This is a genomic window from uncultured Nostoc sp. (assembly GCF_964245445.1).
GTDB lineage: Bacteria > Cyanobacteriota > Cyanobacteriia > Cyanobacteriales > Nostocaceae > Nostoc.
Genome location: NZ_CAXTNE010000064.1, coordinates 1 through 19584, shown reverse-complemented (window position 1 = coordinate 19584; position 19584 = coordinate 1). Strand labels below are relative to the sequence as shown.

At 43.0% G+C, this 19584-nt stretch carries 15 protein-coding genes; all 15 read right to left on the bottom strand.

Features of this window, described 5'->3' with window-relative positions; genetic code table 11:
• Positions 1-1271, bottom strand: a 1271-nt coding sequence (locus ACFE90_RS13415; protein ID WP_375501223.1) for a filamentous hemagglutinin N-terminal domain-containing protein, incomplete at its 3' end; no start/stop codon positions are given.
• 45 nt (positions 1272-1316) lie between these two features.
• Positions 1317-3230, bottom strand: a complete 1914-nt coding sequence (locus ACFE90_RS13410; protein WP_375501221.1) for a ShlB/FhaC/HecB family hemolysin secretion/activation protein — start codon at positions 3228-3230, stop codon at positions 1317-1319.
• A 381-nt stretch (positions 3231-3611) separates the two neighbouring features.
• The gene (locus ACFE90_RS13405) at positions 3612-4964 is read right to left on the bottom strand and encodes an AAA-like domain-containing protein (RefSeq protein ID WP_375501219.1); all 1353 of its coding nucleotides are present in this window, start codon (positions 4962-4964) and stop codon (positions 3612-3614) included.
• A 708-nt stretch (positions 4965-5672) separates the two neighbouring features.
• Positions 5673-6995 carry an MFS transporter gene (locus ACFE90_RS13400; RefSeq protein WP_375501217.1) on the bottom strand — a complete coding sequence of 441 codons (1323 nt, stop codon included), beginning with the start codon at positions 6993-6995 and terminating at the stop codon, positions 5673-5675.
• A gap of 110 nt (positions 6996-7105) precedes the next feature.
• Positions 7106-7483: an NAD(P)-binding protein gene (locus ACFE90_RS13395; protein ID WP_375501215.1), complete on the bottom strand. Its 378-nt coding sequence runs from the start codon at positions 7481-7483 to the stop codon at positions 7106-7108.
• Between the two features lie 41 nt (positions 7484-7524).
• Entirely contained in the window at positions 7525-9180 is a 1656-nt protein-coding gene (locus ACFE90_RS13390; protein WP_375501213.1) for an alpha-keto acid decarboxylase family protein, read from the bottom strand.
• A 646-nt stretch (positions 9181-9826) separates the two neighbouring features.
• Positions 9827-10636 carry an alpha/beta fold hydrolase gene (locus tag ACFE90_RS13385; RefSeq protein WP_375501211.1) on the bottom strand — a complete coding sequence of 270 codons (810 nt, stop codon included), beginning with the start codon at positions 10634-10636 and terminating at the stop codon, positions 9827-9829.
• 103 nt (positions 10637-10739) lie between these two features.
• Entirely contained in the window at positions 10740-12266 is a 1527-nt protein-coding gene (locus tag ACFE90_RS13380) for an FAD-dependent oxidoreductase (protein WP_375501209.1), read from the bottom strand.
• 542 nt (positions 12267-12808) lie between these two features.
• On the bottom strand, positions 12809-13330 hold the full coding sequence (locus ACFE90_RS13375; protein ID WP_375501207.1) for a hypothetical protein: 522 nt from the start codon (positions 13328-13330) through the stop codon (positions 12809-12811).
• A 52-nt stretch (positions 13331-13382) separates the two neighbouring features.
• On the bottom strand, positions 13383-13628 hold the full coding sequence (locus ACFE90_RS13370) for an SDR family NAD(P)-dependent oxidoreductase (protein WP_375501205.1): 246 nt from the start codon (positions 13626-13628) through the stop codon (positions 13383-13385).
• 170 nt (positions 13629-13798) lie between these two features.
• The gene (locus ACFE90_RS13365; RefSeq protein ID WP_375501203.1) at positions 13799-14695 is read right to left on the bottom strand and encodes an aspartoacylase; all 897 of its coding nucleotides are present in this window, start codon (positions 14693-14695) and stop codon (positions 13799-13801) included.
• 309 nt (positions 14696-15004) lie between these two features.
• Entirely contained in the window at positions 15005-15730 is a 726-nt protein-coding gene (locus ACFE90_RS13360) for a class I SAM-dependent methyltransferase (protein WP_375501201.1), read from the bottom strand.
• A 201-nt stretch (positions 15731-15931) separates the two neighbouring features.
• Entirely contained in the window at positions 15932-16717 is a 786-nt protein-coding gene (locus ACFE90_RS13355) for a DUF3598 family protein (protein ID WP_375501199.1), read from the bottom strand.
• Between the two features lie 243 nt (positions 16718-16960).
• A complete protein-coding gene (locus tag ACFE90_RS13350; RefSeq protein WP_375501197.1) occupies positions 16961-18565 on the bottom strand; it encodes a GMC family oxidoreductase in 1605 nt (534 codons plus the stop codon).
• 393 nt (positions 18566-18958) lie between these two features.
• A complete protein-coding gene (locus ACFE90_RS13345; RefSeq protein ID WP_375501195.1) occupies positions 18959-19429 on the bottom strand; it encodes a hypothetical protein in 471 nt (156 codons plus the stop codon).
• Positions 19430-19584: the final 155 nt, after the last annotated feature.

The following is a 19584-nucleotide window of genomic DNA, read 5'->3' as shown; positions in this document are numbered from 1 at the left end:
TCAACACTACCCGCATTAATTTCAATACCGCCAGAATTGCCTTCGGCATCTTTTCCAATTTGGCTCGATAGTGCGCTAAGTTGCCCGATGACAGATTGGCCATCAATAATCGCCCGTTCGCTAGCTGTCACTCTAATCGTGCCTGAATTTCCTTTACCTAGAGTACTGCCATTCAGTTGACCGCCATCACTCACTTCAAAAGAACCAGCTTTGATATTGATGTCACCAGAGTTACCTTGCCCTCCAGTTTCTACTTGGTTGAATGCTCCACTAATATTGTTATTGAAAGATACACCACTAAAAACTACGCGATCGCTGGCATTAATTTCGATATTTCCTGCCTGAGTTCCTGGTGAACCCAAACCTTTTCCTATTCCGGCTAATAACCGACCTCCTCCTTGAATATTGACGTTACGACCGTTAATTGCAATACTACCGCTACCCCCAGCCGCAACATTCACCACTGCTTCTTTAGAGAGGGACACATCAGCTCGTTCAACATTATTAGGAAAACTTAGAGAAGCAACTGTTGGTATTCCTTGGGATTCTTGGATATTAAAACCAACTGTTCCCGCACCAGTCAATCCTCCTAACTCAATGCGACCTCCAGGTGTCTGCAAACTGCCACCATCAAGCACTACATTTCCACCTATCAGTGCCAAGGTGTTTCCTGGTTGCAATCCCAGAACAGCAGATGATTGATTGACAATACTCTGTGGGTTTTGCCGCAATTGCAAGGCCACAGGAATATTGACTGTTAAAAGTGGTGGTGCTTGGGGGTTTGTGGCACTAAACTTCAACCCATTATCAAACACTAAACTATCTGCACTAGAAGCTACAAATGAACCTCCTAAATCCAAACGGGCATTTGGGCCAAAGACAATTCCATTAGGATTAATCAAAAATAGATTGGCTTTGCCTAAAACTCCCAGAGTTCCCAGAATGTTCGAGGCATTATTCCCTGTCACCCGCGTCAAAATATTGCTAATTCCACCCGGATTGGTAAAATAGGCTTTTGCTCCGTTATTAATGTTAAATTCCTGGAAGCTGTGAAATAAATTGCTGCCTTGAATTGCTCCCCCGTTAATTCTGTCGATAGGACTGCCGTTAAGATTATCTGGTACTACAACTGAATTTTGATTGCCTAGAGTTGCATCAGGTGTAATTTGGGCTTTTACTGGACAAGCAGCAAAACTAAATAACAAAACCAACCCAAGATTTATCTCTATTAGAGATATATGAGATAAAAGCGATCGCTTGAGGTGTTGCATTTTTGATTTAGACCTTTACTAATCAGATTCTGGGTAAAAAAATTTTTAGAAAGGACTTCCGACTATTGAGAAATAAAAACCGTCTTCTTGTAAAGTCCTGCCTCTGTCTTGAATATCTGTTAATGGCAGACCATAATCAAGACGAACATTCAGGCGATCGCTCATTTGCCACTGCAAACCCAATCCCAACCCCAGCAAAGTATTAGGATTGGGGTCTAGATTGCCGGAACTATTCCAACCCACACCAAAATCAATAAACGGCACTACTTGTAAAACTCCTTTGACCTTTTCTACCCGCAGTATTGGCAATTGCACTTCTGCTGATGCAAAAAAGCCGTTATCTGTCAAGAGAATATCTTGTCGATAACCCCGGACACTATTCAATCCACCCAACGCAAATTGTTCTAAAGGCACAAGGGCACGAGTTGACAATTGTAGGTCAGAACGTAACACCAGTAAAGTCTGCGGTGCTAAAACTCGCACATATTGTCCTTGCCCCCGCCACGAAAAAAACCGAGTATCAGGAGGTTCATCGTTAACTGTAGCATTGAAGACATCTAAACCTAAGTTGAATTGAGAGCGCAGGGCTAAGGCTTGTTGAGAATTTCGCTGCTGATATTCTTGGAAGAATTGTAAAACTGAAATGCGAGTCTCTCCCTTTTCATTAGCACCTGCTGAAAGGGGAAAACCACTACCTAACAATTCAGATTTGCTCTCCTGTCGTAATGCAGATAGACCCACAGCAAATTCTCTGTTAGGAGATAGGATTAAAGGTTGGCGAAAGCCTAACTCGAAGTAATTGGAATTACCAATAATATCTATACGGTCAAAGGGTGGTTCAACAATTTCGGTTTTTGTCAATCCTGCTCTGAAAGTAAGTGTACCATTACGAGGATTAACAGGTATGTTGTAGCGCAAGTCAAAGGCGTTGCTACCATCAGTATTGATATATTCCAGATTCAAGGCATCGCCAAAACCGAGTAAATTTCCTTGGTTAATGCGGACACCTCGGCGTAAGCTACCAACGCTAGGCGCACGACCATTGTCTAGAAAAAATTCTGTATTAAACGAGTCTGCTTCTACTACCTTGACTGTCAGTATACTTAATTCGGGACGCGACCCAGCAGACAATTGAGCTGATATGTTCTGAATCAGGGGATCGAGTTGTAATAGTTGCAAAGCTGATAGCAAACGCTTTTGATTTAAGGGCCTAGCAGTGGCTAGGGCTAATCTGCTGCGGACGTAGTTTGAGTTTAACCGTCGCGTACCCGTCACCGCAATTTCTTCTAGCCCTCCTTCAATAATCTGGATTTTGACGATAGATCCCTGTTGAGACAAGGTTTGACCAGCTGGGATCACAGCGCCGCAATTGATATACCCCGCATCGGTGTAGAGTTTAGTTATAGCAGCCTCAACTTGAAGTAATTGTGCAAAAGTTAGCGATCGCTTAGTAAATTGGGCAGTAATTTCTATTAACTTTTCGTCGCTAAATGCTGTATTCCCATCAAACTCGAATTTGCTAACAATGATAGTTTGGGGAAGGTCTAAACGTTCTTCAGAAGGGGGAGTTTGAAGAGGAAGTTCAAAGGTAGGTTTTGGTAGTGGTGTAGGGATTGGTTGTTTTGGCGGTTCCGAGTCGAGAACCTGAGCCAATTTTGGTACTGATGTCAATTGATTTGACTTTAATAAACCTGTTGTTAGTGATTGGAAATGAGGGACTTGAGACTTATTCCTTAATAAGTTAGTTTTTGACATACCTGTATTTTCAATTCTGTCAACCGACTGTTTTTGGCTCTTTAAGTTGAAATTTAAACGCGAACCTTTAGCACCTTGGGAGTTATCAGGCAAGATATTAGCCAAAGCGCTACTTTTGTAGAAGGTAACGAATACCGTCAGTGTTGCCAAAAATCTTAAAGTTAGTGTTAAACATCTCAAAGATAAATAGCATACTTTTGCCATTCTTAATAATAGACCTCTTGCAAAAGTCAGTTTTTACATCTCACTTAACTACTTATCACGCTTTTGTTTACCATTTATGTAAGAAATCTAATGTAATAGTTATGTATTGAAAATCTTATTGTAATATCATAAATTTTATTGTTTATTACAATAATTCGTAATTACAATTAATGTAAAATTTTACCCATTCTTTAATTAAGTAAATCGATGAGAAAAATTCAATATATATGAAGAAATATAAATTATTCATAGGCTGCGTTATGCCGTAGGCTAACGCACCGTGAATTGCTGACGGTGAGTTGCGCTGCGCGACAATGCACCCTACATTTAAATTTATTAATATACCTTAAAATATTAACGCTGACTTACTTACGAATTACGTTACAAAACTCTGCGAAAATACATACGATATAAATTACATCTAGGTACAACTTTATTATCCTGTTGCTGTACTAATCCCATACTGTGCAACTTATAAATCTGCATTGAATTCAATTCTACAGGCTCAGATAATGTGACCACCTTTGTTAACGCTTCCTTTAAACTTTTATTTTCTTCTAAGTACATTGTCTCTAAGTAGCGCCGCAAATGGTTACTATAAATTCCTGCTTCTGTCGAAGCATCTTTTAATAGCTGTTTTAGAGTTGCCTTTCTAGTAGAAACTTCGTATATTGCTAACCGCACTAGATAAGGATGTCCTCCCACTATGTTCATTAATTCCTCTACTTGAATATCATCCCAATTCAGTCCATGAAGACGAGCTAGATATATCACTTGCTTGTGGTCAAATTCTAGTAACACCACTGGCAGACCTGCATTAAAGGGAGATTGATTCATGTCTAAAGGAATATAAACTTCGGTAGAATGTGCCATCACTAGCCTGAGTTGTTTCCATTGCTCAAAAATTTTTCCCTTTTCATGCCAGCTTCGCAGCATTCCTAAAAAGTCTTCAATCACTTGGTTATAGGGGAAAATTTTATCTACTTCATCTAACCCTAAAACTAAAGGACAATCTATTTGTGGTAATAAATATTCTTCAAAGTACACTGTGCAGTTATCATTGCTACCTAAAATTTCTGTATCCCAATAATCTTTTAATCTATTTTCTAACTTTAATTTGCGACCAACCATCAAACATAACCAGCGCACGAACTTATCCAAGTTTGTTAAAATTGCACGCTCTACACCACTTAAATCCAAATATACCGTTTGATAATTCTGGGATTTAGCATGAGCCAAAACTCTGGTCATCAATGAAGTTTTGCCCATTAACTTTGGTGCTTTAATCCGAATTAGGGAAGCGGGTTTAACAATTGTCTCGTAACAAATAGACTCTATGCCATCTCGCTCTACATAAAAAGGAGAATCTAGAGGAACCGAACCCTCTGGAAATGGTAGTTCTGCCAATGAGGATTCTAGCTGAACATTGAGATCAATTGATGGATATAGTTGCCTTTTCCAGGCTCTCTCCAGCGCACCTTTAAAATTGCTCTTTGTTACCTCTTCTCCTAGTGCCTCTGAAAGCTTTTGCCATAGTTGAGGGCCAACATCTCCTCTCAGGTAGTTTACAGACAGATGATACTGCTCTGCCATCTTTTCATAGGTCAGACCTTCCCACGAGCCTAAAAGCACGTCTATTTCAATATCTTTAGGGTGTTCTCCAAAATTTTTGAAGACAATTTGCTCGGCAACTTGTTTAGCTTTTTTCCAGGTAAAGGCTGATGTTGAATTCATGGGTGCTAAGGTAACAAAAATAACTTTAAATCACACTTGTACAATAAAATCTGATGTAATTTTATTACACAGTATTAATCCATAAGCCTTGATTTAGCGATAAAAGCCTATAAATCGATGTTTTGAGGTTGTCTGAAATTGTACGGTGAAGTGCAATATCTGAGCCTCTCAGAGGCGCGTTTTACGCTCCCGCAAAATATGAAACAAGCACATTTTTATGAGATTTCTCAAAGCCTTACTGTATAAGGTTATAAAATGTGCTTATTAGGGGGTTACATGGTTAAACCTCACTCGGTCACGTTATACCTTTAGCCTATAAAACTTATGCAGCTTTGTCGCCAACCCAAAGTTGAGTATTTGTAGGGACGAAATGACAGTCACGACCTATCTGTGCAACCAAGCCTCAACCGAACTTAAGTTCAGTCAACAAGAAGGGTGTAGGGTGGTGCGACTCGTTTGCGGTGAATTCAGTAGTAACGGCCTGCGTGGAATTGACGGTTTGCATAGCTTTAATCTCCAAGAACAATGATCTGCATCATTCGCGTTGCTCTGAGCAACAATTTCAAACAAATGCTTGATAAGTAAGTTGTCCCCTTAAACGAAGCGATCGCTCTCAACGAAAAAATGTTACAGCACAAAAAGGTGTTCTTAATCAGGCTGAAATTGAGGCGGGGAGGCTAGTGCGTATATTTTATCAACCCGGTAACATCAATCCGTTAATATCTGTTCTCTTGTTTCTGTTACCCACGGAGTCAGACTCAGAATCACACCCACTAGCGGGATAAATCCAATCACAAACAAGAGTTCAATCGTAGTTTGCAAGGCATTCGCTCTTTGAGAGGCGATGTAACCGACTAGAAAAGGCCCGATTGCTGTGATCACACGTCCGATGTTATAGCAGAATCCAGCACCCGTTGCCCGTAAGCGAGTTGGAAACAGTTCGGGTAGATAGTATGTAAAGCTGCTCAATACTCCAAAAACCACCAGACCAATCATAAAATATAGCCCCGACCATAACGGCATATCGGCGGGTACTTTCGAGCCGAAGGTGGAGAGCATAGCGATCGCAGATAGCAAAAAGTAGATCGCAAACATCCACTTGCGTCCTAGAAACTTAGCAACTGGAACAGTTAACAGCGTCCCAATTAAACCACCTGCCGTAAAGCTATAGCTTGTGGCAGTTTTCCACTGTTCAATTAGCAGTTGTGTAGCTTTTCCATCCGCTATATTCTGCGCTTTAGCAGCCACTTGCGCCAGTCCTGCGGCAATCACGGGAATAAAAGCGTTGCAATTCCACCAAGTCAGCAGCGCAACCACGGCCATCGCTAATCCGCCCAGGGTGGTACGACGATATTGTGGTGTAAACAGTTCGCTGATGTGAGCAGTAGACTGCTTTTCAACGCGTTGCCAGCGCTCTGGTTCTTTGATCAATAATCGGATGCCAATTGCGATCGCCGCTGGAATCAAACTTGTAAAAAACACATACCGCCAGGAAACCTCCGGACTACCCGGTAAAATAACTCGTGTAATTTGATCGTTAGCAAAGGCGGCTAGAAACAGTCCTATTGGCGCTGCGGTGTAAAGCAATGCTCCTGCTTCGACGCGCCATCGCTCTGGAACCACTTCTGCCACCATCGCTGCTCCGGCTGCCCATTCTCCGCCAATGCCCAAACTAGCAATAATTCGACAGCCCGTAAACACCCAAATATTTGGGGCAAAAGCGCAGGCGAAAGTTCCTAAAGAGTAAAGTAGAATTGTTAGCAGCAGCGTTTTGGTGCGTCCAATGCGATCGCCCACTATACCAAATAAAACACCGCCAACTGCCCATCCCAATAACAGCACTGAAGTTAATAATCCTGTCCAGTAGAGTGTTGGGGCTTTGGCTTCGGGGGAGCCAATGGTTAAACCTAATAAAGTGGGAATGCAGTTCGATGCCACGAAGTTAAAGAGTAACCCATCAAAAGCATCGAAGCCCCAACCTAACCAGGCAGCAAATAAGACTGTCCACTGATAGCGAGTAAGATTTATCATAATGGGTGTTGACCACTTTTTCTTTTTCAGGGTTTTTGCTTTCCGTTGATAGTATTATTTTTTAGCCCCGTAAGTCTGTTAGTGTTATCTTCCGTTTGCTCGCATTTAGTCTAGTCACCAGCCAGTAAATCTGCTTCGCGTAGGTGTACGCCACGCAAATAGACAATATTTTCCGGTTTGTTCGCTGGAAAGTCGTAGCTTTTCAGGCGTAATTTATTCTCCACAAGCGAGCGGATCAGCGTCTGAGTCGGTACGTAGTGCATTGCTCCAAGCTCTGCACGCAGGTTGGGCATACCGGGTGGCACGAGCGATAAGAGTCGCCCGCCAATGCGATCGCTTCGCTCAAACACGCCAATCTTCAATTTGTCATCGGCACGTTTCTCTGCCCAGGTTTTGAGAATTTTGGATGTACTTGGATTGCAGCACATCAACCGCCAAGCGCTGTAAACTCCAGAAACACCGCCACCAATAATTGCAACATCTAGCATTAAATCTTTTAAGTATATTTACATGCTTTGCATTTCTTTATCTATTTCTGCAAAAGCTTTAAGAGATTTTCTGGGCTGTCCATTTTGTCCATTACTACCTCAATAAAGGTAAGTTTGTCCCGATTTTGTTCAGCTTGTTGCAGTGCTGAGTCTAATTCTGCCTCAGTGCTTACTTTTGCGCTCCAGCCATTGTTACTAAAAATTTCATGGAGCTTGTGATAATTCCACCGCTGGATGTCGTTATAGGGCATCCGCTCACCGTGGATATCACGCTCGATCGTGTAGCCATCGTTGTTGAAAAGAATAATAATTGGCTTGAGGTTGTAGCGTAACATTGTTGACAGTTCTTGTGCTGTCATTTGAAATGCTCCGTCACCAACCAATAGGATAGCTCGCCGTTGGGGAGCAGCAATCGCACAACCAAATAATGACCCTACTGAGTAGCCAATCGAACCCCAAAGCACTTGTCCAACAAAGGTAGTTCCCTTTGGTAAAGGAATTACCGCGCTTCCGAACAAACAAGTCCCAGTCTCCGCAACAACAATATCATTTTCTTTGAGGAATTGCGCCAGTCTGTACCAAAAACGCTGCTGCGTAATCACTCCTGTTGAGTTAGGTTGAAAGTCAGTCGTGAAACCTATATCTAAATTTTCCTGCTTGGGTTTTAAGTCTAGCGTTGCGGCATCTCGATGCTGGAGATGTTTACTTAAAGCAGTTAGAAAATCCTGCATTGCCACATTGTTGTACAGCTCGCCCTTAATCTTGAGAGACTCCCCATGCACTTCAATGGTTCGGTTGGGATCGAGTTTGGCAGAAAACTTTCCTGTGTTGAAATCAGTCATCAAAACACCGATGCTCAATACACAATCTGCTTGTTCGATGCGCCTTTGTACATAGTCCTCACTGGCAGCACCGTTATATATCCCGATAAATTGCGGGTGCGTTTCCTCAATCAACCCTTTCCCCATCGTCATGGTGGCATAAGGGTATCCAGTAGCTGAAAGAAGCGATCGCAATTCTGACTGTAGGCGATAACGGTCTACACCCATGTCAGCAATAATCACTGGTTTCAATGCTTTATCCAGCAGACTCACACTTGCATCTACCGCCGCAGTTAAAATATTAGGATCGCTCCGGAACACAGGTGTTATCAATGAATCGGACGGTGCAGCCACTTCTGTTGCAGCAACATCCATCGGTAGAGATATGTAAACAGGTAATTTCTTGAGAAGACAGACACCCAAAACTCTGTCGATTTCTGCTGTTGCATTCTCCGGTGTCAAATATGCTTGCTGCGCCGTTACATTCTCATACATCCGAGCAAACAAGGAGAAATCGCCAGTACCTAACGTATGATGGACAAGCGCTCCAGATGATTGAATATTGGTGGCAGGAGCTCCAGTAATTGTCACAACTGGGACATGTTCAGCATAAGCGCCAGCAATCCCATTAATGGCACTGAGTTCACCAACACCAAAAGTAGTGACTAATGCTGCAATGCCATTGATCCGACCATAGCCATCGGCAGCGTAGGCTGCATTGAGTTCATTGCAAGTTGTCACCAACTCAACGCCTTCTTGATTAACAATATGATCGAGAAATTCCATATTATAATCACCAGCGACACCAAAGATATGCTTGACGCCAATTTGTTTGAGACGAAGCACCAGATAGTCGCCAATAGTACAGTTTGTCATTGTTTTAATTTCTTATCTTCTTGGGAACTGAAACATTTCAAGCAAGTTGCTTAAGTGTGCCTAATTGTTGTGAAACAGGCTAGTACCGCAAGGCGGAAGTCAAAAGTCAAAAGTCAAAAGTCAAAAGTATTATAGAATGGGCTTTTTAGGGATTTTAAACGGTTGCTCTATTTACGCCGTGGCGTGCTAGTTATCTTACTTGCGTCAAAAACTGGATGAGCAATTGATTAACTTCTGTAGGGCGTTTTTGCTGAATCCAATGTCTGGTCTTTGGCAGCAACACCTGCTTTCTCAAGGTCGGCATTATTGTTTCTAGCTGGTCGCTCGAATCTCGATTCATCGCCTTTGTCACTCTGTATACATCGGTTATAAAACAAGATAATCTTACTTTTGTCAATTAGAAATTATGCTGAAAATTCGGGAAAAGTAGAGGTATGAAGTTAACTCTTGTACTGAAATGAGGAGTCAAGTATGAGTGATGCGTATCAAGATTACGCACAGGTGTAGCCCGCCGTAGGCATCGCCTGCTCAAAAATTGCGTTTCCGACCCCGATTTCAGCAATATTTTAAGTATTATTACTTATTGACAAATGGTGTCCGACCTTAACCTCTCACGAATGCTCTGTATATGTTTTGTTCAGTGAACTTAAGATTTTAGATATCCTAGCAAGGTCTCGGCGTAAAGTTTGGGATCGCGTAGATACATGAGAGAGCTGCCCTGTAAAACCTTGGTAATAGAATGCCCAACAAGTCGGGCAGTGTCCTCAATAAAAGGCACGAACATGGTGTCTTCCATGGCCCATATGAGTAAAGTCGGAACCGAGATCAGTGGTAAACGGCTGGCTTCATCGTACCTCAAGACTGCTTCTATCCCCTCGTAGGTGCGCTCTTGCCGAGACATCACTTCTTGGAAATAGATTTCAAAGCATTCAGGCGGTTCGCCAACACATTGTGATTTTACCCATTGCCAATTAGCGCTGTAGTGGCTGCCATCCTCTTTTATCTGTGGTGGCCCATAAAAGAATCGTGATTGGCGTAAAGCTTGACGTGCTGCTTCATCTTTCCAACGAGGCATTCCAAAAAGTACCAGCTTTTTAATTCTACTGGGACAAATAACTGCTGCTTCGCAAGCAATTGCAGCTCCGGTGCTGTTACCCACCAGGTAAAAATCTTCAACTTGAAGTGTGTCCAGTACCTCAAATAAATCTGTAGCATATTGCGGAATAGTCCATTGAGTGGGTGGATTTTCTGACTCGCCTTGACCAGGAGTATCTAGCGCAATTACTCGAAAATCGAGAGCTAGCAGCGGCATAACTCTGATAAAACTACGAGAAGAAAAGTAAGTTTTGTGCGTGAGTATCAGTGCTGAACCATTGCCAGCTGTCCGGTAATGCACTTGACCCCACGACCTATCCACAAAGCCTCTTTTAATTTTGATTGCCTGTTCTTGAATCATCTTCTATTAGATAAGACAACATCAATTCAAAGGTGATTTTCTCAACAAGAAGTCAGATTGATCGTTAACTTGACATCGCCATTCAGCTAGGTGCATCCTGGGATTATTTCAGCCAAGCCCCTAGCAGTTGGTCAATATCACGATGATAGACCCGTTGCTCGTATTCCTGCCGCGCTTCATCTGATTGGTCGTATAGTTCTAAGGTGACCTTTTGGATGTAAGCCATTATGGGACGCCGAAACTGCTCATAGGTCTCAAAGGCTCGATCGATGGCTTGCACATCATCCCAATCGTGCCGATCTCCGATTTTAGCGATTAAGGTTGCTATCACTAGCGCATCTTCCAAACCTTGATTTGCACCCTGACCCATAAAGGCAGGCATCCCATGAGCAGCATCACCAACTAGTACAACTCGCTCTGCCCGCCAAGCAGGTGGAGTTGCCACATCACTTTCAGGATGTAAGCAAGCTGTGCTTGGAAACTGGATAAGCTTGGAAAGCGAAGCGCGATGGATGTAGAGTTGACGGGATAGCAAATTGGCTGGAGAAGAGAGTCGCACGAGTTGTTTGAGGATATCAGGAAAATTTGCTTGCTCTAGCTGCTGTATCGCTAAATCAATCAACTCATAGCCTAATTTGCCTTTTGACGCTTGCAGAGATAAGGTGTGAAACAGGAGATATCTAAGTGAATCATCTGGACTATGAGCCAAAATCATTCTTGGATCTTCTCTAATAGCTGAATCTTTCCACGGTTCGTCATTCATAATAGTCACGATCGGTGAACTCTCAAGAAATTTCTCCTGGAGTTCTCTGAGTTGTTCGTTTGAACCCTGAGTGATTCCGAAACATCCCAATACTGAAAACCCAGTATATTCCGGTTGGCCAAATGCATGGTACGGGCTATTAGTGTAGAGAATCCTCCGAACCTGAGAATTGATGCCATCGGCTGCAACTACTAACTTTGCCCGAATCACTTTATTGACCCATTGTGGCGATGGTGACTCAGAATCTTGCAAGGGTACATCCTGGTTTGAGCTATCGTTCCAATCGGCGTAAGGGTTAACCCCTGCTCCGACATCAGAAACACAGTCCACTCGCACACACAGAGTCTCAGGCTCATGAGACACATTGATACAGCGGTGATTGGCTCTAACCTTATCTTCAGGAAGCAAATGTCTTAGAGCAGTCTGTAAATCATACCAACTGATAGTTAAACGACCCTCTCCGTAGTCCTTCAACCAATCATCGTACTCTAGCGAGAATGAATGAATTGGCTGTCCTTTCAAATTTATTCGTGTCCATTGACGGGAGGTTTTCGCAGGTTTTGGTTGCTGAGTGGCTTGAGCGGTTCCTTGACCATCAGACTGTGGAGGGCTAGAAAAAGTTATGCTTTGTCGCTTAACTGCCTCATAAGCCAGAGAACTAATCGATTTGAGAGCCTTTAATCCATTAGGAAGCAGGTCGATTGTCTGCCCCACCTGAAGAAAAGCGCGAGCTTGATCGATGACTAGAATATTTTCAATACCGCGCTGGTACAAGCCGATCGCAGTAGCTAAACCAACGGGTCCAGCCCCAATCACCACAACATCATAGATGTCTTCAGGAGATGAAACATTAACAGCTTCAGTCATATCAGTCTTAGTTGATACATTGGAATGCATAAAAGGTAGTGCCAAGGTCAAGTTGACTGCATCATTAGCTTAAAAGAATTTGTAATACCCAGCTAGGAAGCAACATAGATTGTTCGTCAGGGCTATTTCACTCTAAATATAGACGCGATATGGTAAAATACAGCGCCAGTTCTACTTCAAGCATCTATTACCGTGTCTGAAATCGAAATTATCAAAGCTTTTGCAGGTCTAGAAGACCCTCGTCGCCGCGCCGGACAGAGACATAATCTACCATTATCTTTGGCACTTTTCACATTAGCGTAGGCGCAGCCCGCCGTAGGCATCGCAGCTCTTAACAAAAGATTTTTAGCAATTGGAGATTGAAGTGACGGCAAACTCCCTATTTTGATATTAAACATCAAAACTATTACTCAAAGGGCATCCTACACTTTTTTGTCTCTATCAGAGAACTCAACAACCATAACGATACAGTTCTCTCAGTATTACTGAAGTTTTGGACTTTTTAGTAAGTATCTCTTTTACTAGGTTACTGAACTTTCTGTTTAGCGATAACCTCCGTCGGGTCGGAGCATTATCACTCGTTTTTGTCCGACTTCAGAAAATCGCGTTGCTCCTTTTATACTTCTATAAACCTGTGAACGGCTGATGAGGTGGAAAACGATCAGCGGTTTATTATTTTTTGTCCTTAGATCTGTGCGCTCTACGAGAGTACTATTTTTCCTATCTAGTTCATATTTTGCCTTAACCTTATATAGGGATGGAGGAGAGTTAGAGCATGTGAGCGTAACATTAGTCTCGAGAACTATGCCCTGAATTTCTCCTGTACCATTGATGACCCCACGTAGGCCATTACACAGCGAGAAATAAGTAGAACTCCCAGTCAAAGTGAGCGTGCCATCTTCGTTGAGTGTAATTGAACGCAACTGGTTCCCACCATCATCAGGATCGATACCTTCCCATAGACCAACGAAAGGAATTTCTCTCTCAGTATTTGCTAAGACGCTCTGACTAGTGAGTCCCGTAATAATGAGCGTAGCCATTACAATCGTTTTACAAAGTTTCATGTTTTTCTCCTTGTTGCTTTTACTACTTTCAAACAACTACTAACAACTTCATCTATTTAGATGCATTGTTGAATGCACAATCAAGTTTGCCGTAGGTTGCGATCACTTTCTGCACTAAGGCTTGCACATCTGTTTCACTCGATACGTCCGATCGCACAAATAAGCACTCTGCTCCAGCCTCACGAACTAGAGCAGCCGTTGCTTCGCCTTCTGGATCGCGTCTACCTGAGAACACAACTTTTGCGCCAGCCGCACCGAGCGCGTAGACGCGTTCGCGCAGCGTCTCGAAGAGAAGCAACTTGTCGGAGACATCGCGGTTGCTCGACCAATTCCCGATGTGCCTCCAGTCACTAAGGCAACTTTATTCTTAAGCATCATGATTTAACCTCTTGTTAGTACGGTACTATTTGTTCAGCAGACAATTACTTCATTAACATCAACATCATCTAAAGATAGTTTTCGAGAGGTCTAATTTGAGAGAGTCATCGGTTGTTGTATAGCTAAACCCAGAGCGTAATCTTTTTCGTAATAGGCAGCTTCATTAATGAAAACCGGAGTAATAGTAGATTCTCCTTGATAGAGAATCACCTCACCATCCAAACCGAGAAACAATGGGTCCCCAGGATGTAACAATTCATAGTCTCTAGCCTGAAGTTGAGGGTGAATCATTGCCCGAATTTGCTTGTGTTCGTCTCTTGGATAACTTAAAATCTTCACCTGTTCATATAGAGTGAACGTCTCAGGTATCTCAGGTGTTTCTCCCTGATTACAGCGTTCAACAAAATCGAGTATCGCCCCAACCAAAGCTTCTGACTGCTGAAATAATTCTGCATGGAGCGTGCCTTGAGCAATGGGTCCTACTTCGATAGCCAAGCCCAATTCGCAGAGATCGATTAAGTAAGAATTGTCGTGGTTGAATTGATGTACCAAGACTCTAACTAAAGGGTTAAGGGTCGTCAGGTAGGCAGCTAAACGCAACAGATAGGGATGCTGATTGTGCAAAATTATTGTTAACCCCATATTAGAGGTTGTGGTATGTAGATCGATAATGAAATCGATCTTTTCCTGCTGAATGGTATAAGCGATCTTTTTAGCCAGTAGTTGCTCATAATCGACAAGATTGGGGTTTTGCAAATCTTGAGGATTAAAGCAGCGATTTAGGTCAGTATCGATATACCGTCGCCTCGCTTCAACGGCTTTTGCATTCGAGACTAAGGTCAGCGTTTCAAAGTTGGAACGCTGGACTAAATGGGGAAGTTGTGCAAACTTTCTGACTTGGAACACTCCTATCAACTCATTGCCATGAGTTCCGCCGACAATAGCGACTCTTTCAATTGATACATGAGACTCGACACTCAAAGACATTCTCTAGTCCTCCTGCTAAATGCTTGAAATGAATTGGATGCTTCATCGAACGGGGTAAATGAAATTTGTTTACTTATATTCCTCTTTGTAGAAGTATCAAGATTAATTCGTGTATTCACATTCTTCAAAGCCTCTTTTAATTTTGATTGTCTGTTATTGAATAATTTTCTAATAGATAAAATAACATCAATATTATTGGTATTTTACTGCTCTTGGTTAGTAGCGATCGCCGAATTGGAAAATTATATTTTCATCTTACATTCCTTTTTTATTTACGAATATATTGCCTAAATTCTCAATGCGTAATTCCTAGTGGCTTAAACGCAAAAGAAGACTACACTCCTGCGTAAACTTGTAGTCAAGAGGCACAAGTTCAGCTACAATACTTTCTTTTTTCAAGTCAATCAGCAAATTTTCTACGTACTCGTTCAGTTCATTTTTGCTTCCCTGAACTGGGTATATTCTGACTTCTCGTCTACTCACTCTAAACAATTCTAAAATTGAATCTAGATGAAACTGATAATCAAATTCATTGATGATTTTGCTATAAGTGAAAAGAAGATAGCTGCTTAAAACTAAATCAAAACTTTCACTGTCAAAAGGTAGTTTAGGCAGTTCAGCCGCAACATAGCGGCTTTCTTCTACTCCCTTGGGATAATCTTCTAGAAATTTATTTAAAGCCAATGTGGCGTATTCTTTGCGAACATCTATCGAAGAATAAAAATTATTACTAATACTATCAGAATAACCAGTTAAAAACTTAATATTTCTCTCCAAATCGAATCTTCCCTGTTCAATCAATAGCTCTAAATCATTGGCGTATAGAGGATCGCATCCTATGGCATGAATTCCAAGTCTGTTTGCTTCTGCAACAAAGGAAGCTGGTCCTGCAGCACAATCTAAAATTTTGCAACATTTCCATAAGGATAAGTCTAAATTAAACATATTTATATACTCCGCCAAAGTGCGCCCAAAAAATAAAACACTATTTTCTTCACCATCGTTTTGATTAAGACTGGGTTGTGCAGGTAACATAAGGGAATTGTTTAATTTTTATTGAACTTTGGACAAATTCTTTTTCGATGCCTGATTATTTTTCAACTTTTTCAAAATAGGACTACCTTTCCACAATACTCCGGACAAAGTTTGTAGAGGTGGTGATTTTAAATTCGTGTTATTAACGCATGTAAAATCACCACTTTCAGAAAAACTATCCGAACTATTGTTTCCATCTGATTAGGATTCGTAGACTTGAAGCAAAAAGCGACTAAAGGTGGAATTGTCGAAGTGGCGAATTCCACGGAATAATTTGTTTGGAGCCGCCTGCCAATCGAAAATCAGATCCATGATGCTGTTGCTTTCAATCTTCAAGGGACAACTAATCGAGCCTCCTGGGAAGTGAAATATCTGATTACTGCCAGATTCGTTCTCCAGGGGTTGCCATCCGATTTCCTCTGGAGAGGACATGACTAGATCGGGGGTTATCTGTTTGACAGTCCCCTGCCAAACGCTGTCAGGTTGAATCATACCAGGAGCTGGAAGCGCTTCTAGAAAGCTCTCTAATTGCTCAGAGATCACTGTCATGTGCTGCAACTCACCGCTTTGTTTGTAAACAGCGCTGAGGCTCGTCCTTTTGTTTCCATGCGTGAAACCTGTTTCACAGAATAACTGAGCATCCGCATCTGTGACCGTTCTAGATCCCCAGGAAAAGCTGCTATCGAGAAACAAGACGGGAAAGTGATGCCCCATCAAGAAGAGATCGGTGCTGGGTTTGACATAAGCAAAGGTATAAAGTTCAGTCTTGCCATCAGGAGAAGTAGAGCGATTTTGTTGAGTTATTTGGCTACCATCTTCACTGAGGTAAAATGCTCGAACACACTTGAAGGAGTTGATTGAGTGTCCTTCTGGCGAATATTTAGTCCAGATACCATGCCAATCGCCTAGATGATAGCGGCAGAAATTGTCCCAGTTTTGGAGCTGGTTCTCCTTTTTAGCAACATCGTCAATGGAATGAGGTGTCATTATGCTGAGTCCCCTCTCTTGTAAGCTCTAAATGGAATAATAAACGGCGAACTCCCCTTCCAGCACACTCCGCCCTTCACCATCTTTTGTTGTTGCGCGGTAATTTCGGTTGTTGCCAAGTGCTGTAGCTGCTCAAAGCCGGCCACGATCGTTGCCACACCTGCAATTCAGCTAATTCCCAAGATAAAGCAGGCAATCCACTTTACAGGCAGGCGAATCATTAAGTAGTTGCGTGCGTAGGTCTCATGACTGTGCATCGCTTACCTCCTGGCTGTGCAAAATCATATTCGCACACTTTTCACCAATCATGATGCACGGGATGTTGGTGTTGGCATTGATAATGGTTGGCATGATGCTCGCGTCGGCAACGCGCAATCCTTGAATCCCGTGAACCTGCAACCGATCATTCACCACTGCCATCGCGTCATTGCCCATTTTGCAGGTGCCGACAGGATGATAAATTGTCTGGACATTGTTACGAATGAATTCTTTGATTTCCTCATCGGTTTGCACAACTTTACCTGGCAAAAACTCTTCACCGCGATAGGCATCAAACGCAGGCGATGCCAATATCTGCCGTCCTAGCTTTACACCTGCCAGCAAAACATCCATTTCTGCTTTATCAGCAAGATAATTAGGATTGATCTTGGGCGGCTCAGTTGGATCAGCAGAACGCAATTCCAGCGATCCTTTGCTTTTTGTGCCAACGAGTCCAGGAAGCAAGGTGTAACCGTGTGGTTCTTGGGGATTGTTCAACCCGTGAAACACTTGCCATCCTGGTACAAAATGATATTGCAATTCGGGTGCAGGCGATGTCGCATTCAGTTTCACCAAACCGCCTGCTTCAACCAGGTTTGAGGTCAATAAGCCTTTGCGCTCTTCTACATATTGTCTATACCTTTGTCCTGAACCCGCACCGCCTAATGTAATAGGTTGAGTGCAATGAACGGCGATCGGCACCAGAATATGATCTTGATAATTTTGTCCTACACCTGGCAAATGTGCCACAACATTGATGCCGAGTGGCTCTAGTTTTTCTCTATCCCCAATCCCAGACAGCATCAACAGTTGTGGTGAATTAATTACACCACCGGATAAAATCACTTCACAGTTTGCCTCAACCGTGTGTTCTTGACCCACTTGGCGATACACCACACCTTTACAGCGCGTGCCGTTGAACGTGAGTCGTAAAACTAGCGCATTGGAAATCGCGGTTAAATTTTCGCGTTGAAGCGCAGGATAAAGATATGCGACGGCTACACTGTGACGCATTCCATTTTTCTGCGTTACTTGATACATGCCAAACCCTTCTTGCGAGTCGCCATTGAAGTCATTGTTGAGGGGCAAATCGGTTTCAGCGCAGGCTTGCACAAACGCTTTAGCTAATGGATTCGGGTCACGTAAATCGGCGACATTGATTGGCCCACCGACAGCATGATGTTCTGATGCGCCGCGTTCGTTGTTTTCTGATTTGAGGAAATAGGGCTTTACATCGTCCCAACTCCACCCCTCGTTGCCCAGTTTGCTCCAAGCGTCGTAATTGGCAGGATGACCACGCATATAGATCATGCCGTTCATGGAGCTTGATCCGCCGAACATTTTACCGCGCGGCATAAAATCAGGTCTGTTGTTGCAATGTTCTTGCGGTTCAATCGGGTATGCCCAATCATTGGGCGTTTTGAACAAATACGGGAATGCAGCAGGGATGTGAATGTTTTGTGAGTCGTCAGGTGTGCCTGCTTCGAGCAATAACACCTTCTTGCCATTTTCTGAGAGTCGTCCCGCAACAGTGCAACCTGCGGAACCTGCACCGACAACAATGTAATCGTAGTTCTGTGCTGTTGACATTGGATATGATCCTTGTATAGATAAACCGTTACCAATCGTCGCGATCGCCAATTGTGGATGAGCAAAGCTTATTCACAGTTAGGCTGCTTTTAGGATGCTTGCCAGTGCTACTTTGACAGGCTCTGAACTGGCTCCATGTACAGCCGCACCCATGCGATCGTGTTTTCTTTTAGTCCAGCAACGACAACGCCCTGCATATTGAATTCTGTGCCGTTGATATGATTTCCTTGCCAAGCCAATGGCGTGCCTTGATCGTGTCCGATAATTATACTGCTTGTGTTACTTCGACACCCTGCTTTGCTGAGGTATTATTCAGCTATGCGTCAAATCCGCCGAATGCTTCAATCGAGACCAGTGTGCTTTTGTTCTGGATGGATGTCCTGCGTCACTGCTTTACCGATCGCTAGGTTGTTGCTTTCGCTCAAAAATATAGGACTGTGAGTGCCCTGTTGAACCCGGAACTCCAAAGCTAAAGCGATTTCCGCCTTCCCATTTGGCAGTTGCATTTACGGTATAAGGCTCTGAGCTTGAGCTATCCCCTACATAGCTGCTGCCTGGGGTGGGTGTGAACGTCAGATGAAACACATTGCCGCGATGGGTTCCACTAATTTGAGCAAATCTGTCGCCATCATCAGACTCAAAACTGCCGTATAGCTTGCCTGATTTATCTATAAATAGCAGTATCTGACCCTGAAAACCGACGTATTCCAGCCGACCTGTCCAACTCCCTTGGTAGGAGTTTTTGCTCGCCGTTGACTGAGCAGATCCGCTGGGCTGTGCAAGGGTGGGTTGCGATCGCAGCAATCCAATGCCTCCGATCATCAGCACTCCAGCCAAAACTAACTTTAGATATTGCAGTTTCATTTGGGTTTTCTCCAAAGATAAATGTAAGGACTTGTATAGCAAAGTGCTGTTAGCGGTAGCGGGGCGTTTAGCCCGTGCTGAGTCAGTGGTCAGTTGTCAGTAGTAAATAGTGCTGAGTAATTGGTAATTGGTCATTAGTTATTCCCCTCTGCCCC

Bases quoted from the DNA above. Each gene is read 5' to 3' on its own strand.
- ACFE90_RS13410 (WP_375501221.1), bottom strand. From the start codon at position 3,230: ATGGCAAAAGTATGCTATTTATCTTTGAGATGTTTAACACTAACTTTA.
- ACFE90_RS13405 (WP_375501219.1), bottom strand. From the start codon at position 4,964: ATGAATTCAACATCAGCCTTTACCTGGAAAAAAGCTAAACAAGTTGCC.
- ACFE90_RS13400 (WP_375501217.1), bottom strand. From the start codon at position 6,995: ATGATAAATCTTACTCGCTATCAGTGGACAGTCTTATTTGCTGCCTGG.
- ACFE90_RS13395 (WP_375501215.1), bottom strand. From the start codon at position 7,483: ATGCTAGATGTTGCAATTATTGGTGGCGGTGTTTCTGGAGTTTACAGC.
- ACFE90_RS13390 (WP_375501213.1), bottom strand. From the start codon at position 9,180: ATGACAAACTGTACTATTGGCGACTATCTGGTGCTTCGTCTCAAACAA.
- ACFE90_RS13385 (WP_375501211.1), bottom strand. From the start codon at position 10,636: ATGATTCAAGAACAGGCAATCAAAATTAAAAGAGGCTTTGTGGATAGG.
- ACFE90_RS13380 (WP_375501209.1), bottom strand. From the start codon at position 12,266: ATGACTGAAGCTGTTAATGTTTCATCTCCTGAAGACATCTATGATGTT.
- ACFE90_RS13375 (WP_375501207.1), bottom strand. From the start codon at position 13,330: ATGAAACTTTGTAAAACGATTGTAATGGCTACGCTCATTATTACGGGA.
- ACFE90_RS13365 (WP_375501203.1), bottom strand. From the start codon at position 14,695: ATGTCTTTGAGTGTCGAGTCTCATGTATCAATTGAAAGAGTCGCTATT.
- ACFE90_RS13360 (WP_375501201.1), bottom strand. From the start codon at position 15,730: ATGTTACCTGCACAACCCAGTCTTAATCAAAACGATGGTGAAGAAAAT.
- ACFE90_RS13355 (WP_375501199.1), bottom strand. From the start codon at position 16,717: ATGACACCTCATTCCATTGACGATGTTGCTAAAAAGGAGAACCAGCTC.
- ACFE90_RS13350 (WP_375501197.1), bottom strand. From the start codon at position 18,565: ATGTCAACAGCACAGAACTACGATTACATTGTTGTCGGTGCAGGTTCC.
- ACFE90_RS13345 (WP_375501195.1), bottom strand. From the start codon at position 19,429: ATGAAACTGCAATATCTAAAGTTAGTTTTGGCTGGAGTGCTGATGATC.